This window comes from Klebsiella sp. 10, from assembly GCF_018223925.1.
Lineage (GTDB): Bacteria > Pseudomonadota > Gammaproteobacteria > Enterobacterales > Enterobacteriaceae > Klebsiella > Klebsiella pneumoniae.
This window is the reverse complement of the sequence record NZ_JAGRRB010000001.1, coordinates 22,147-37,364: the sequence shown is the minus strand read 5'-3', so window position 1 is coordinate 37,364 and position 15,218 is coordinate 22,147. Positions and strand designations below refer to the sequence as shown.

The 15,218-nt window shown below is 56.8% G+C and carries 13 protein-coding genes and 1 pseudogene; 9 read left to right on the top strand and 5 right to left on the bottom strand.

The window, feature by feature from the left end; translation table 11 throughout:
* Positions 1-83: 83 nt before the first annotated feature.
* The 4 genes from pabB to KHQ26_RS00175 all read left to right on the top strand — a co-directional run bounded on the left by pabB (position 84) and on the right by KHQ26_RS00175 (position 5,314).
* Positions 84-1,439 carry an aminodeoxychorismate synthase component 1 gene (gene pabB, locus KHQ26_RS00190; protein ID WP_020804902.1) on the top strand — a complete coding sequence of 452 codons (1,356 nt, stop codon included), beginning with the start codon at positions 84-86 and terminating at the stop codon, positions 1,437-1,439.
* A 3-nt stretch (positions 1,440-1,442) separates the two neighbouring features.
* The gene (locus KHQ26_RS00185) at positions 1,443-2,021 is read left to right on the top strand and encodes a CoA pyrophosphatase (RefSeq protein WP_004180429.1); all 579 of its coding nucleotides are present in this window, start codon (positions 1,443-1,445) and stop codon (positions 2,019-2,021) included.
* 162 nt (positions 2,022-2,183) lie between these two features.
* Complete coding sequence (sdaA, locus tag KHQ26_RS00180) at positions 2,184-3,548, top strand: L-serine ammonia-lyase (RefSeq protein WP_004151445.1); 1,365 nt, start codon at positions 2,184-2,186, stop codon at positions 3,546-3,548.
* 182 nt (positions 3,549-3,730) lie between these two features.
* Positions 3,731-5,314: an EAL domain-containing protein gene (locus tag KHQ26_RS00175; protein ID WP_016946458.1), complete on the top strand. Its 1,584-nt coding sequence runs from the start codon at positions 3,731-3,733 to the stop codon at positions 5,312-5,314.
* Between the two features lie 33 nt (positions 5,315-5,347).
* On the opposite strand, the gene yoaE is transcribed toward KHQ26_RS00175, so the two are convergent.
* Positions 5,348-6,907 carry a CNNM family cation transport protein YoaE gene (gene yoaE / locus KHQ26_RS00170; RefSeq protein WP_004145524.1) on the bottom strand — a complete coding sequence of 520 codons (1,560 nt, stop codon included), beginning with the start codon at positions 6,905-6,907 and terminating at the stop codon, positions 5,348-5,350.
* 446 nt (positions 6,908-7,353) lie between these two features.
* On the opposite strand from yoaE, the gene manX reads away from it, so the two are divergent.
* From manX to mntP, 5 genes are all read left to right on the top strand, one after another.
* Positions 7,354-8,325: a PTS mannose transporter subunit IIAB gene (gene manX / locus KHQ26_RS00165; protein WP_002910917.1), complete on the top strand. Its 972-nt coding sequence runs from the start codon at positions 7,354-7,356 to the stop codon at positions 8,323-8,325.
* 56 nt (positions 8,326-8,381) lie between these two features.
* Complete coding sequence (locus KHQ26_RS00160) at positions 8,382-9,182, top strand: PTS mannose/fructose/sorbose transporter subunit IIC (protein WP_002910918.1); 801 nt, start codon at positions 8,382-8,384, stop codon at positions 9,180-9,182.
* A 12-nt stretch (positions 9,183-9,194) separates the two neighbouring features.
* Positions 9,195-10,046, top strand: a complete 852-nt coding sequence (locus tag KHQ26_RS00155) for a PTS mannose transporter subunit IID (protein ID WP_004145526.1) — start codon at positions 9,195-9,197, stop codon at positions 10,044-10,046.
* Between the two features lie 62 nt (positions 10,047-10,108).
* A complete protein-coding gene (locus KHQ26_RS00150; protein WP_004215046.1) occupies positions 10,109-10,567 on the top strand; it encodes a DUF986 family protein in 459 nt (152 codons plus the stop codon).
* Positions 10,568-10,985: 418 nt separating this feature from the next.
* Positions 10,986-11,552: a manganese efflux pump MntP gene (gene mntP, locus KHQ26_RS00145; RefSeq protein WP_002910921.1), complete on the top strand. Its 567-nt coding sequence runs from the start codon at positions 10,986-10,988 to the stop codon at positions 11,550-11,552.
* 3 nt (positions 11,553-11,555) lie between these two features.
* Here mntP and rlmA read toward each other — a convergent pair whose 3' ends face one another.
* The 4 genes and pseudogenes from rlmA to KHQ26_RS00125 all read right to left on the bottom strand — a co-directional run.
* On the bottom strand, positions 11,556-12,350 hold the full coding sequence (gene rlmA, locus KHQ26_RS00140; RefSeq protein WP_002910922.1) for a 23S rRNA (guanine(745)-N(1))-methyltransferase: 795 nt from the start codon (positions 12,348-12,350) through the stop codon (positions 11,556-11,558).
* A 61-nt stretch (positions 12,351-12,411) separates the two neighbouring features.
* Positions 12,412-14,160 carry a peptidoglycan glycosyltransferase FtsI gene (gene ftsI / locus KHQ26_RS00135; RefSeq protein WP_002910924.1) on the bottom strand — a complete coding sequence of 583 codons (1,749 nt, stop codon included), beginning with the start codon at positions 14,158-14,160 and terminating at the stop codon, positions 12,412-12,414.
* 187 nt (positions 14,161-14,347) lie between these two features.
* Positions 14,348-14,557, bottom strand: a complete 210-nt coding sequence (cspE, locus tag KHQ26_RS00130; RefSeq protein WP_001062678.1) for a transcription antiterminator/RNA stability regulator CspE — start codon at positions 14,555-14,557, stop codon at positions 14,348-14,350.
* 85 nt (positions 14,558-14,642) lie between these two features.
* Positions 14,643-14,714, bottom strand: a pseudogene (locus KHQ26_RS00125) (DUF2627 domain-containing protein); the annotation flags it as partial.
* Between the last annotated feature and the right edge of the window lie 504 nt (positions 14,715-15,218).

Genomic DNA, 15,218 nt, shown 5'->3' with positions numbered 1-15,218 from the left:
ACTCCTGCTACATTGTGGGGCGTAATTATTTCACGCCGTCCCCGACTACGCCAGAGGGGCGGCAACGTTCAGGATCGAGAAAGATGTTGTCCCCCGCGATTATTACCCTGCCCTGGCGCCCGGATGCGGCCGAACACTATTTTGCGCCGTTAAGCGCCCTGCCCTGGGCGATGCTGCTGCATTCCAGCTTTGCCGACCATCCGCATAACCGCTTTGATATTCTGGTGGCTGCCCCGCGCGCCACGCTACTGACGCGCGATGAACAGACGTGGGTCGACGACGGCGAAACCGTTGTTGTCTCAGCGGAAGATCCGCTGCAGCTCCTGCAGCAGCAGTTGGATCGTCAGCCGTTCACGCCGCAACCCCATGACGATCTGCCGTTTCTCGGCGGCGCGCTGGGATTATTCGGTTACGACCTGGGCCGTCGCTTTGAGCGTCTCCCTTCGCACGCGCAGGCCGATATCGCGCTGGCGGATATGGCGGTGGGGATCTATGACTGGGCGCTTATCGTCGACCACCAGCGCCAACAGATATCGCTGCTCAGCTATGACGACCCGCAGCAGCGTCTACAGTGGCTGGAGGCGCAAACGCCGACGCCGGGTGAAACCTTCGCCCTGACCTCTGCCTGGCAGTCAAATATGAGCCGCCAGCAGTACGGCGAAAAATTTCGCCAGGTACAGGCCTATCTGCACAGCGGCGACTGCTATCAGGTCAACCTCGCCCAGCGTTTTCAGGCCAGCTACGTCGGTGATGAATGGCAGGCCTTCCGCCAGCTGAACGCCGTCAACCGCGCCCCCTTTAGCGCCTTTATTCGCCTCGATGAAGGGGCGATTTTAAGCCTGTCGCCGGAGCGCTTTATCCAGCTGCGCCAGGGGGAGATCCAGACGCGGCCGATAAAAGGCACCCTACCGCGGCTCGATTCACCGCCGGAAGATGCGCAGCAGGCTGAGAAGCTGGCGAATTCGCCGAAAGATCGCGCCGAGAATTTAATGATTGTTGACCTGATGCGCAACGACATCGGCCGCGTCGCCGTCCCGGGCAGCGTCCGGGTCCCCGAGCTGTTCGTGGTGGAGCCGTTCCCGGCGGTCCATCATCTGGTCAGCACCATCACCGCCCGCCTGCCAATGACGCTGCACGCCAGCGACCTGCTGCGCGCCGCCTTTCCCGGCGGCTCGATCACCGGCGCGCCGAAAGTGCGGGCGATGGAGATTATCGATGAACTGGAGCCCCAGCGTCGCAACGCCTGGTGTGGGAGCATTGGCTACCTGAGCTATTGCGGCAATATGGATACCAGCATCACCATTCGCACCCTGACGGCATGGCAGGGACAGCTGTACTGCTCCGCCGGCGGCGGAATTGTGGCGGATAGCGAGGAAGCGGCGGAATATCAGGAAACTTTTGATAAAGTTAATCGTATCCTGCAGCAACTGGAGAACTAGACCATGGCGGATCGCGCCCTTAATCTGGATGATTTTCTGTCCCGCTTTCAGCTTCTGCGCCCGCAGCCTTCGCGCCATGCGCTCAATCAGCGGCAGGCGGCGGTGCTGGTGCCGATCGTGCGCCGGCCGCAGCCCGGCCTGCTGCTGACCCAGCGTTCGCCGCTGCTGCGCAAGCACGCCGGCCAGGTCGCCTTTCCCGGCGGCGCAGTAGATAATACCGACGCGACGCTTATCGCCGCCGCCCTGCGCGAAGCTCAGGAAGAGGTGGCGATCCCGCCGGAGGCGGTCGAGGTGATCGGCGTCCTGCCGCCGGTGGACAGCGTCACCGGCTTTCAGGTGACGCCGGTGGTGGGCATTATTCCCCCGGATCTGCACTATCACGCCAGCCAGGACGAAGTCTCCGCGGTATTTGAAATGCCGCTCGCCGAAGCCCTGCGCCTTGGGCGCTACCATCCGCTCGATATCCACCGCCGGGGCAACGACCACCGCGTCTGGCTCTCCTGGTACCAGCATTATTTTGTCTGGGGAATGACCGCCGGGATCATTCGCGAGCTGGCGCTGCAAATTGGCGCACGTCCTTAGCTATACTGATAATGAGAGGGCGCTCTCATTATTAGTAAAATCGCGGTTAGCCATTAGTTTAATTCATGTGAATAGTTGAACTGACAGGGCGCTTCCCTCTTACACTATGCGCAGTTATTACATCGTTACCGCACCCGCGGTAACCCTGTCAGGAGTATTATCGTGATTAGTCTATTCGACATGTTCAAGGTGGGGATTGGTCCCTCATCTTCCCACACTGTTGGCCCGATGAAGGCCGGAAAACAGTTCGTCGATGACCTGGTCGAAAAAGGATTGCTTAATGCAGTGACTCGTGTGGCGGTTGACGTCTACGGTTCACTGTCATTAACCGGCAAAGGCCACCATACGGACATCGCCATTATCATGGGACTGGCGGGCAATCAGCCCGATACGGTCGATATTGACGCGATCCCGGCTTTTATCCGTGACGTCGAAGCGCGCGGTCGTCTGCTGCTGGCCAACGGCCAGCATGAGGTCGACTTCCCGGCGGATGACGGCATGCGTTTTCGCAGCGACAACCTGCCGCTGCACGAAAACGGCATGACCATTCACGCCTGGGCCGGCGAGAAAGAGATCTACTGCAAGACCTACTACTCGATCGGCGGCGGCTTTATTGTCGATGAAGAGCACTTCGGCAAGGAAAACGCCAACGAACTGCAGGTGCCCTACCCATTTAAATCGGCGCAGGAAATGCTGGCCTACTGCAAAGAGACTGGCCTGTCGCTCTCCGGGATGGTGATGCAGAACGAGTTGGCTCTGCACAGCAAAAAAGAGATCGAGGATTATTTCGCCAACGTCTGGCAGACCATGCGCGCCTGTATCGACCGCGGGATGAACACCGAGGGCGTGCTGCCTGGCCCGCTGCGCGTACCGCGTCGCGCCTCGGCGCTGCGTCGTCTGCTGGTGGCCAGCGATAAGCTCTCCAGCGATCCAATGAACGTTGTTGACTGGGTCAATATGTTCGCGCTGGCGGTCAATGAAGAGAACGCCGCCGGCGGTCGCGTGGTAACCGCGCCGACCAACGGCGCCTGCGGCATCGTTCCGGCGGTACTCGCCTATTACGATCACTTTATCGAGTCCGTCAGCCCGGAGATCTATATTCGCTACTTTATGGCCTGCGGGGCGATCGGCGCGCTGTATAAGATGAATGCGTCCATTTCCGGCGCGGAAGTCGGCTGTCAGGGCGAGGTGGGCGTCGCCTGCTCGATGGCGGCGGCGGGCCTGGCTGAACTGCTCGGCGCCAGCCCGGAACAGGTTTGCGTGGCAGCGGAGATCGGCATGGAACACAACCTCGGCCTGACCTGTGATCCGGTCGCCGGCCAGGTGCAGGTGCCATGCATTGAACGTAACGCCATCGCTTCCGTCAAGGCGATCAACGCCGCGCGAATGGCGATGCGCCGCACCAGCGAACCGCGCGTCTCGCTCGATAAGGTGATCGAGACCATGTATGAAACCGGTAAAGACATGAACGCCAAGTACCGCGAAACCTCGCGCGGCGGCCTGGCGATTAAAGTTCAGTGTGACTAAACTTTTCGTGCCCCTCTGCGCCTGCAAAGCGCGCAGGGGGTTAACCCTGGTGACTGAAATCTCCCTGATGCGCCTTCAACGGCGCATTTTCTTTTTTCTATACCTGGCGATATTCTGCCACTACACTTGCTCTATAAAATAAGCCACGCTTAACCACTCGTCCTGTCGACAGGGTGTCGCACATGCAGACTGCACAAAAAGTCATTACGGCCTATCGTCACAAACGCATTATTGTCTGCCTGCTGGTAGCCCTGGCGACCCTGGGCGCCACATTAGCCATCCGATTTATTTCGCAGCGCAGCGTAAATGAAGATTATATTCGCACGGCCGCCAGCCAACGGGTGGCAGCGCTCAATGACATCTTGCGCCCGCTAAGCGCGCAGCGAGCCACCCTGCTCCCTCTGGTGGGCAAACCCTGCCCTGATATCCATCTGACGCTGCGCAAAATGGCGGCCTCGTTGCAAACCATTCGTTCCGTCGCCCTCGTCACGTCAGGTATCGTTTACTGTTCCAGTATTTTTGGCCCGCGACAGGCAGACTTACATCGCCTGCAGCCCGCGCTTCCTGCGCCCCGCCCTCTGCTGCTCTTCTCGAACGACAGCTCCTTGCTCAAAGGCTCGCCGGTACTGATCCAATGGTATCCAGCCGCGGAGAGCGGCCTGGACGGCGTGATGCTGGTGGTGAATATTGAGCTGCTGGGAACCTTAATTCTTAATGAAAAATCGGCCCTGATCAGCGACGTCAGCCTGCAGGTTGGCGATCGTTATTTTAGCAGCCGCCATGGGCTTCTCGAAAAAGCGCATGTCCCGCAGGGCACGGTGATTTATCGCCAGCGCTCTACGGAGTTTCCGTTTACTGTCAATATTAACGGCCCTGGCGCCTCGGCGATTGCGCTTGAGGAGCTGCCCGGCGAGCTGCCGCTGGCGCTGATTTTTAGCCTGCTAATGACCGGCATCGCCTGGCTGGCCACCGCCGGCAGAATGAGTTTCTCGCGGGAAATAAGCCTTGGCATTTCGGCCCGGGAGTTTGCCCTCTGGTGCCAGCCGCTGCAGGATGCGCGCAGCGGCCGCTGCTGCGGGGTGGAGATCCTGCTGCGCTGGAATAATCCCCGCCGTGGGACGATTTCGCCGGAGGTATTTATCCCCATCGCCGAAGGCAATAATCTGATCATCCCTCTCACCCGCTATGTGATTGCCGAAACCGCTCGCCGCCTGGACGCTTTTCCTCGCGACCGCCATTTTCACATCGCGATCAATGTCGCCGCGCGCCATTTCGCTAACGGACTCCTGCTGCGCGACCTGCACAATTACTGGTTCAGCGTGGATCCGGTGCAGCAGCTGGTGGTCGAGCTAACCGAACGCGATGTCCTGCAGGATGGCGACCAGCATATGGCCGAACATCTGCACTTTAAGGGCGTACAGCTGGCGATCGATGATTTTGGTACCGGCAATACTTCGCTCTCATGGCTGGAAAAGCTGCGCCCGGATGTTTTGAAGATCGACCGCTCGTTCACCAGCTCGGTCGGCATAGATAGCGTGAACGCGACGGTGACAGATATTATTATCGCCCTCGCCAACCGCCTGCATATTGTTACCGTTGCCGAAGGGGTGGAGACGCTGGAGCAGGAAAACTACCTGCGTAGCCACGGCGTCGATGTGCTGCAGGGGTTTTATTATGCGCGGCCGATGCCGGTGGAGGCGTTCCCGGCGTGGCTGGCCAGCAGGGAGGAGAGTGAGAGTGAGGGTGAGAGCGAGACGACAGAATAACTCGCCGGCCGCAGCGGCCGGCGAGCCTGGCGATTACTCTTCTTCGTCGCTCGGCGGGCGAGTGACCACCGCGCGCACCAGATCGACCCGGTAATCATTCGCTTCCACTACGGTAAAATGCAGCGGCGGAAGCGACACGACGTCGCCAATGCGCGGGATATGACCATTGGCGGAGATCACCAGCCCGGCAACGGTGGCAATATCCTCATCGTCATTGATCAGTGGATCCAGCCCCAGCGCCTGCTGCAGCGCATGCAGGTCGGTCGACCCCTTAATAAGCCAGCCATCGCCATCGATGACAATCTCTGGCGTCTCATCAGCGTCCGGGAATTCACCGGCGATGGCTTCAAGGACGTCCAGCGGCGTGACCAGCCCCTGCACCACGCCAAATTCATTAGTTACGATGACGAAGCTGCCGCGCGCCCGACGCAGGACCCCGAGCAGATTGATCGGGTCCAGCGTTTCCGGAACGACAATTGCCGGGGAGGCAGAAGCCAGCGCCGCGACGTTTTCCCCCGACTCCAGGGCCACCAGCATCTCTTTCGCCCGCACGATACCAATGATTTCATCCAGCTCTCCGCGGCAGACCGGGAAGAGGCTGTGCGGCGACGACAGCAGCTGACGACGAATTTCATCTTCACTCTGCTCAGCGTCGACCCAGCTGATTTCTCCGCGCGGGGTCATGATGCTGCGCAGGGAGCGCTGGGCCAGGGTCAGCACGCCGTTAATCATGTAGCGCTCTTCTTCCGCAAAGGCGCCCTCAGGAACGGGCACCGCGGCTGGACTGTCTGCGTCATGGCTGACGGAGGCCTGTTTGCGGCCGCCCATCAGGCGCAGGATGGCATCCGCGGTCCGAGCGCGCAGCGGCAGCGTCGACTGGTGGCGAACAAAGTTACGGCGCGCCACCTGGTTAAAGAACTCGATAATGATCGAGAAACCGATCGCCGCGTACAGATACCCTTTTGGAATATGGAAGCCAAACCCTTCAGCCACCAGGCTAAGGCCAATCATCAACAGGAAGCTCAGACAGAGCACGACCACCGTCGGGTGCTGGTTGACAAAGCGCGTCAACGGCTTGGAGGCCAGCAGCATCAAGATCATCGCGATCACCACCGCCGCCATCATCACCGGCAGATGGTTAACCATCCCGACCGCCGTGATCACGGCGTCCAGGGAGAAGACGGCATCCAGCACCACTATCTGCAATACTACTACCCAGAAACTGGCATAGCCTTTACCGTGACCGGCATCGTGCTGGCGGTTTTCCAGCCGTTCATGCAGCTCGGTTGTCGCCTTAAACAACAAGAAGATCCCGCCGAGCAGCATGATGAGATCGCGCCCGGAAAAGGAGAAATCGGCGATGGTAATCAGTGGTTTCGTCAGCGTTACCATCCAGGAGATGACCGACAGCAGCCCCAGGCGCATCACCAGCGCCAGTGACAGGCCGATCAGACGCGCTTTATCGCGCTGCTTCGGCGGCAGTTTGTCCGCCAGGATGGCAATAAACACCAGGTTGTCGATACCGAGCACAATTTCCAGAACGATAAGCGTCAACAGGCCGGCCCAGATTGAGGGATCCATTAACAATTCCATGTACGACTCCGGTTTGCGGCAAGGTCAGTCATCGCCATGCCATGCAGGGGCGCGACACCAGGTGCTGAAAGAAATGCGGGATACGTAGAGGTGGCAATCAGATGCCAGAAAGTGAAAAGACGTCGATGACGGTCCATACTGCGGGCTATGCCCTATACTCCTGAGTAATTAAACGGAAGTTAAACATAGCAAAATATAGATCGAAATTGGAAATAATTTACCTGAATTTGCAATAACTAAGGCTATTTTTTGCGCTGCAAAATTATTCGCAGACGATACGTGATTAACGGATCTTCATCACATTAATTATTTTTTCACTGTCTAAAATAATTCGCGGTAGTAACTATTTTCTATCTTACACCCTAACTGAATCGATTTTGTCCTCAAGAGTGATTCAGGATGTATCAAAGCAGATGATGCATTCACGATAATAAAGGAGGTAGCAAGTGACGATTGCTATTGTAATAGGCACACATGGTTGGGCTGCAGAACAGCTGCTGAAAACAGCAGAAATGCTGTTGGGCGAGCAGGAAAACGTTGGCTGGATCGATTTCGTTCCGGGTGAAAATGCCGAAACGTTGATCGAGAAATACAACGCCCAGTTGGCAAAACTGGATACCAGTAAAGGCGTGCTGTTTCTCGTCGATACATGGGGAGGCAGCCCTTTCAACGCTGCTAGCCGCATTGTCGTCGATAAAGAGCATTACGAAGTTATCGCCGGCGTCAATATCCCGATGCTGGTGGAAACCTTCATGGCCCGCGACGACGATCCTTCCTTTGATGAACTGGTCGCCTTAGCGGTTGAAACCGGCAGCGAAGGCGTGAAAGCGCTTAAAGCCAAACCGGTGGAAAAAGCGGCCCCTGCGCCCGCGCCTGCCGCAGCGCCAAAAGCCGCCGCACCGGCCAAACCCATGGGCCCGAACGACTACATGGTAATTGGCCTTGCGCGTATAGACGACCGTCTGATCCATGGTCAGGTCGCCACCCGCTGGACCAAAGAGACCAACGTTACCCGCATCATCGTTGTCAGTGATGAAGTGGCCGCGGATACCGTACGTAAAACTCTGCTGACCCAGGTTGCGCCGCCGGGCGTCACCGCTCACGTGGTGGATGTGGCCAAAATGATCCGCGTCTACAACAACCCCAAGTATGCCGGACAGCGCGTTATGCTGCTGTTTACTAACCCGACCGACGTTGAACGTATCGTCGAGGGCGGCGTGAAAATCACCAGCGTCAACATCGGCGGTATGGCGTTCCGCCAGGGTAAAACCCAGGTTAACAACGCGATTTCAGTCGATGCCAAAGATATTGAGGCGTTTAAAAAGCTGAACGCCCGCGGTATCGAGCTGGAGGCACGTAAAGTGTCCACCGACCCGAAACTGAAAATGATGGATCTGATCGCTAAGGTTGATAAATAACCCGGCGGATCGCGCCCCAGTTTTCACTTTAAGACTTAATCAACAGGAGAAGTACAATGGAGATTACCCTTCTTCAGATTGTGCTGGTGTTCATCGTCGCGTGTATTGCGGGTATGGAGTCGGTACTTGATGAATTTCAGTTCCACCGTCCCCTGATCGCCTGTACGCTGATCGGCGCCGTTCTCGGCGATATGAAAACCGGTATTATCATCGGCGGTACGCTGGAGATGATAGCCCTGGGCTGGATGAACATCGGTGCGGCGGTAGCCCCTGATGCCGCGCTGGCGTCCATTATTTCCACCGTCCTGGTTATTGCCGGCCATCAGAGCATCGGCGCCGGTATCGCGCTGGCTATCCCGCTGGCGGCGGCAGGCCAGGTGCTGACCATCATCGTGCGCACCATCACCGTGGCCTTCCAGCACGCGGCGGATAAAGCGGCAGAGAATGGCAACCTGACCGCCCTGTCGTGGCTGCACGTCTCGTCCCTGTTCCTGCAGGCGATGCGTATCGCTATCCCGGCCGTTATCGTGGCGATTTCCGTCGGCACCAGCGAAGTTCAGGGCCTGCTGAATGCTATCCCGGAAGTGGTCACCAGCGGTCTGAACATCGCCGGCGGTATGATCGTGGTTGTCGGTTATGCAATGGTCATCAACATGATGCGCGCAGGCTATCTGATGCCGTTCTTCTACCTCGGCTTCGTCACCGCCGCCTTCACCAACTTCAACCTGGTGGCCCTGGGCGTGATTGGTGCGGTCATGGCAATCCTCTACATCCAGCTGAGCCCGAAATATAACCGCGTCGCCGGTGCGCCGGCTCAGGCGGCTGGTAACAACGATCTCGATAACGAACTGGACTAACAGGTGAGCGAAATGGTTGATATGACTAAAAATACCACCGAGAAAAAACTCACACAGAGTGATATTCGTGGCGTGTTCATTCGTTCTAACCTGTTCCAGGGTTCATGGAACTTCGAACGTATGCAGGCGCTGGGGTTCTGCTTCTCTATGGTTCCGGCGATTCGTCGTCTGTACCCGGAGAACAACGATGCGCGTAAGCAGGCGATTAAGCGTCACCTTGAGTTTTTCAACACCCACCCTTACGTTGCCGCTCCGGTACTGGGCGTAACGCTGGCGATGGAAGAGCAGCGCGCCAATGGCGCAGAGATTGACGATGGCGCTATCAACGGCATCAAAGTCGGTCTGATGGGACCGCTGGCCGGCGTTGGCGACCCGATCTTCTGGGGTACCGTGCGTCCGGTGTTTGCAGCCTTAGGCGCCGGGATCGCGATGAGCGGTAGCCTGCTCGGTCCTCTGCTGTTCTTTATCCTGTTCAACGCGGTGCGTCTGCTGACCCGTTACTACGGCGTCGCCTATGGTTATCGCAAAGGCGTGGATATCGTTAAAGATATGGGCGGCGGCTTCCTGCAGAAACTGACTGAGGGGGCGTCAATCCTCGGCCTGTTTGTCATGGGGGCGCTGGTTAACAAGTGGACGCATGTGAACATTCCGATGGTGGTGTCAAAAATCACCGGCTCTGACGGACAGGTTCACGTCACCACGGTGCAGACTATCCTTGATCAGCTGATGCCGGGTCTGGTGCCGCTGCTGTTGACCTTCGCCTGTATGTGGCTGCTGCGTAAGAAAGTTAACCCGCTGTGGATCATCGTTGGCTTCTTCGTCATCGGTATCGCCGGCTACGCGGTCGGCCTGCTGGGTCTGTAATTTCCAGGCTGTACGCCGGGGGCTTGCCCCCGGCTTTTTTTTATCAGGAGAAACGCAAAGCAATGACCTTCACGGACCTGGTGATCATCCTGTTTATCCTTGCGCTACTGGCCTACGCGATATATGACCAGTTTATTATGCCGAGGCGAAACGGCCCGGTACTGCTGGCCATCCCCCTGCTTCGCCGCAGTCGCGTTGACGGCATGATCTTTGTCGGCCTCACCGCCATTCTGATCTATAACAACATCACCCAGCACGGCACGGCGATCACCACCTGGCTATTATCTGTGCTGGCGCTGATGGGGCTCTATTTATTCTGGATCCGTACGCCGAAAATCATTTTTAAACCGCGCGGCTTTTTCTTCGCCAACGTGTGGATAGAATATCAGCGGATTAAAGAGATGAATTTATCCGAGGACGGTGTGCTGGTGATGCAATTAGAGCAACGGCGGCTGCTGATACGCGTACGAAATATCGACGATCTGGAGAAGATATACAAACTTCTCATTACAACTCAATGACTTAAAAATATAGCCAGCGCTATATTATTCCCGTTAGCAGCGGAGAAATATTATAGCCACGGCTATATTTCCCGCCTAACCTTATCTTTTTTATTAACTATTTTTTCACTTATAAATTTAAATGAAAATCGTTATCATTTGGTTATTAAAATAGCCCTCCTCTGTTATTGTTTTATATTCTAAAAATATGTTAAGGTTGCGCCCGTCGTTGGGGAGTAGCCGATTTCCTGCCCGCCAGGAAATGTACGTGTCAACATACTCGTTGCAAAACGTGGCACGTACGGGTTGAAGAGATTCAATCAGGCGAGACCATAGATACATCACTGCTGTACGTATTGCTCAGCCATTGAGCGGCTCCGCGTATGTTTACTGGGGGCAGCGATGTGTCATATGGATTATCCCCGGTCAGGACACGCACATGAATTTATCCGCTACCATTCTTCTCGCTTTCGGCATGTCCATGGACGCCTTCGCAGCCTCCATCGGCAAAGGCGCCACCCTGCATAAACCCAAATTTTCAGAGGCAGTACGCACCGGGCTGATTTTTGGCGCCATTGAAACCCTGACACCGCTGGTCGGCTGGGGGCTTGGCATGCTGGCCAGCCAGTTTATCCTCGAGTGGAATCACTGGATTGCCTTTATTTTACTGGTGTTTCTCGGCGGGCGAATGATCGTCGAAGGTTTTCGCGGCGACAGCGACGAGGCGTGCGAGGCGCCTCACCGACATGGTTTCTGGCTTCTGGTCACCACCGCCTTCGCCACCAGCCTTGACGCGATGGCCGTCGGCGTCGGTCTGGCCTTCCTGCAGGTCAGCATTGTGACCACCGCGCTGGCGATCGGCTGCGCCACCTTTATCATGTCGACGCTGGGGATGATGGTCGGTCGCTTTATCGGCCCGCTGCTTGGCAAACGAGCCGAAATTCTCGGCGGTATCGTGCTGATTGGCATCGGCAGCGAAATCCTCTGGAGCCATTTCGCCGGTTAAGCTTTACGCTTCGCGCTGCCAGCAGTGGATCATAAAATCGGTCTGGCAACCAAAGGTCGGCTGCTGACGCAGCGCGGCGTGCACTTCGGCTTTAGCCCGCCATGCGAACGGCGTCATCTGCAGCAGGGCCTGCGCTTCACTTCCCGTCAGGATCATCGGGTAAGCCAGCTGCTGCTGAGCCTCCAGGCGGAACCCCGGCATCGCTTCCGTCTTCAGCTCATGCAGGCGAACTTCATCGTAAATCAGCCCTTTCAGCTCCAGTAGGTGACGGGGACCCGGCGTGGCGGTGATCACCCAACCACCGGGACGCACCACCCGCGCCAGCTCTTCGGCGTTGCAGGGCGCGTAAATGCGCACTACCGCGTCGAAGCTAGCGTCGGAAAATGGCAGGCGCTGGCTGGAGGCCACGCAAAAATTCACCTGCGGGTAGCGTTTTGCCGCCGCGCGGATCGCCGGCTTCGACACGTCCAGCCCCCAGCTGCGGCTGGCGATGGCGGCAAACGCGTGGGTGTAATACCCCTCGCCACAGCCGATATCCAGTAAATCCGTAGGGGCGTAATGTCGCAGCCGCTCAGCGATAGCATCCCGTAGCGGCTGATAATGTCCGGCGTCGAGGAACGCCCGCCGGGCCTGCATCATTTCGGCGCTATCGCCGGGATCGCGCGACCGCTTGAACTGCACCGGTAGCAGATTGACGTACCCCTCTTTCGCCAGATCGAACTGGTGCCGCTGCGGGCAGGAATAGTGGTTGTCGCTACGGCTGAGCGGCGCGTGACAAAGGGGGCAACTGTATGACATGACGGCTCCGGTGTTGCTGAAAGGGCGAAAGTGTAGCGCTATTCGCCCCTGCAGACCACTGTTACAGCGCCGGCCCCTGTGGGTGGCTATCGTGCATTACGATCAGATTCTCCGCCCCTTGCGGCATGCCGTCCGGCATGACGTTCTCCAGCCGCAGGACATCGCCCATGATCTGGCTGAAGACCGGCGCGGACACAGCGCCGCCGTAATAGGAACCATTGCTCGGATCGTTCATCACCACCACCAGCGCGAACTGTGGTCGACTGGCGGGCGCCACGCCGGCGGTATAGGCCACATACTTATCGATATATTTGCCGTCCGGGCCAATTTTCTTCGCCGTGCCGGTTTTTACCGCCACCCGGTAGTCGCGTACCGCCGCTTTGGTACCGCCCCCGCCCGGGAGCGCCACGCTCTCCATCATATGTTCCACGCTATGCACAATACTCTCCGGCATCACCCGCGTGCCCATCACCGGCGGATCGATGCGGGTAATCGACAGTGGTCGCGCAATGCCGAAGCCGCCGATGGTGGCGTAGACGTGGGCGAGCTGGAGCGGGGTGACCATCAAACCATAGCCGAAGGCGAAGGTGGCGCGATCCAGTTGCCCCCAGTAGCGGCGATGCGGCATCAGCCCGGCGCTTTCGCCGGTCAACCCCAGCCCCGTCGGTTCGCCAAAGCCGAAAGCTTTATAGGTATCGATCAGATGCTGCACCGGCATGGCGAGCGAGAGATGGGACACGCCGGTATCGCTGGATTTCTGCAGGATCCCGGTCAGGCTCAGCTCCGGATAATAGCCCACATCGCGAATACGATGGCCATCGAGGACGAACGGATGGGTATCCACCACGCTGTCTGGCTGGACAATCCCCTGCTGTAGCGCAGTCATGATCACCAGCGGTTTGACCGTCGACCCGGGCTCGAAGGTGTCGCTGATGGCCCGGTTGCGAAAATCATCCAGCGTCGCGCTATCGCGATTGTTCGGATTGAAGTCCGGATAGCTGGCCATCGCCAGGATCTCGCCGGTATCAATTTTGATCAATACCGCCGCCCCGGACTCTGCTTTGTTCCAGCGGACGGCGTTGTCGAGGGCGTCTTCCGTCACCGTCTGCAGGCGTTCATCAATACTCAGCTGCAGATTATGCGCCGGAACCGGCGGCACTTCGGTAATGTTCTCAATGACATTGCCATGTTTATCTTTACGCACCAGACGTCGCCCGGGTTTACCGGTCAACTGGGCGTTAAAGCTTTTCTCCACCCCTTCGATGCCCTGATTATCAACATTGGTAAAGCCCAGCAGATTGGCAGCCACGTGGCCCGCCGGGTAGAACCGTCGCGATTCATCGCGCAGGTAGACGCCCGGCAGATGCAGTTTATCAATCCACTCAGCCTGCTCGGGATTGATCTGACGCGCCAGATAGAGAAAGCGAGCGTGGGGATGACTCTGTACCCGCTGGGCCAGCTCTCCGAGGTTGAGGTGCAGCGCTTCGGCCATCGCCTGCCAGCGGGGCCCATAGCCCACACCGCCCTTCTCCATAGTGGTCTGCGGGTCGATCCAGATAGCACTGACCGGAACGCTCACCGCCAGCGGCCGTCCTTCCCGGTCGCTGATCATCCCCCGCTCAACCGCTACGGGTTCTTCGCGCAGGGAGCGCATATCTTCTTGTTTTACCAGGTTATCGGGGGAGATAATTTGTAGCCAGCCCACGCGGACCAGCAGCAGCCCCAGACAACCGAGAATGGCCACACACAGTAACCCGAAGCGAATCGGGGTGAAACTGGCGGCGGACTTCGTTTTTTTCTTTAGCACCATAGCTCCGGCATTGTTTTGCAACCAACTGATTTAACAGAAAATTAGCAAAACAGACTGCTACACAATGCTAATAAAGATGAGTATTTGCAACAAGACGCGACGGGAGGGGGAAAAATGACATGCTTTGCAATAAAAATGCAAAAGCCCCGCGCAGGCGAGGCTTTTATACAAGAAGAGTGGTCTTGTATCAGATAGCAGTTACGTTAACTGCAGCCGGACCTTTCTGGCCGTCCTGAATTTCGAACTCAACGTTCTGGCCTTCAGCCAGAGTTTTGAAGCCGTTACCCTGGATAGCGGAGAAGTGTACGAACACGTCTTTGCTGCCATCAGCCGGAGTAATGAAACCAAAACCTTTAGACTCGTTGAACCACTTAACTTGACCTTTAATCTTTGCCATTTGCAAAATTCCTTAGACTGTTTTCTTCGCCTGCTGGCGTTTACCTAGATAAAACTGACACATAACTGCATGAGGCACTAATTTAAGGTTCGGCAGAGAAGCGGTATTCAACGACAACGTGTTTACTCAGGACTTCTTTACTGAAAATGCCACACATAAACAGAACTGTACCTCGTTTAACCCGAAACGTGTTATCACACACTACGTAAATAATGGCAAGCCATTTTTAAACGTGTCTCGATCGTTCGCACAAATTATAAGGTAATCATTTGATCGCCTGCACATTTATGCGTCTTTGCCGCCCCTGGCAAGGCGCTACAGCATAAGCCAATATCGCCCATTCGCTGCCTCATTACTGCAACTTTTTTACCATAGCTCAACAACTTCGCTTCGTCCAGGTATGTCCGTACACGAACTGCTGTGATGTAAGCGTCTGGTGGGCAACGGTGAATATTGATGCGCATAATTCGTTATAACTCCAGACTAAAAATCGCTAAGCCGTGCCAGTGTAGTGATAATAAAACCTGTTAGTCGTCACGCTAAAAATAGTGCTAATTCTGCACCTTAATAATGAAAAAAAGATGACAGTGTCACGTTACCCAACAATAAACGCGGCGAGAATGACTTTATTTACAGCGTGTAATAAAGAGGATATTGCACT

Coding starts and splice junctions, on each gene's coding strand:
- KHQ26_RS00160 (WP_002910918.1), top strand. CDS start 8,382: ATGGAGATTACCCTTCTTCAGATTGTGCTGGTGTTCATCGTCGCGTGT.
- mntP (WP_002910921.1), top strand. CDS start 10,986: ATGAATTTATCCGCTACCATTCTTCTCGCTTTCGGCATGTCCATGGAC.
- KHQ26_RS00185 (WP_004180429.1), top strand. CDS start 1,443: ATGGCGGATCGCGCCCTTAATCTGGATGATTTTCTGTCCCGCTTTCAG.
- KHQ26_RS00150 (WP_004215046.1), top strand. CDS start 10,109: ATGACCTTCACGGACCTGGTGATCATCCTGTTTATCCTTGCGCTACTG.
- yoaE (WP_004145524.1), bottom strand. CDS start 6,907: ATGGAATTGTTAATGGATCCCTCAATCTGGGCCGGCCTGTTGACGCTT.
- rlmA (WP_002910922.1), bottom strand. CDS start 12,350: ATGTCATACAGTTGCCCCCTTTGTCACGCGCCGCTCAGCCGTAGCGAC.
- KHQ26_RS00175 (WP_016946458.1), top strand. CDS start 3,731: ATGCAGACTGCACAAAAAGTCATTACGGCCTATCGTCACAAACGCATT.
- pabB (WP_020804902.1), top strand. CDS start 84: ATGTTGTCCCCCGCGATTATTACCCTGCCCTGGCGCCCGGATGCGGCC.
- cspE (WP_001062678.1), bottom strand. CDS start 14,557: ATGGCAAAGATTAAAGGTCAAGTTAAGTGGTTCAACGAGTCTAAAGGT.
- ftsI (WP_002910924.1), bottom strand. CDS start 14,160: ATGGTGCTAAAGAAAAAAACGAAGTCCGCCGCCAGTTTCACCCCGATT.
- KHQ26_RS00155 (WP_004145526.1), top strand. CDS start 9,195: ATGGTTGATATGACTAAAAATACCACCGAGAAAAAACTCACACAGAGT.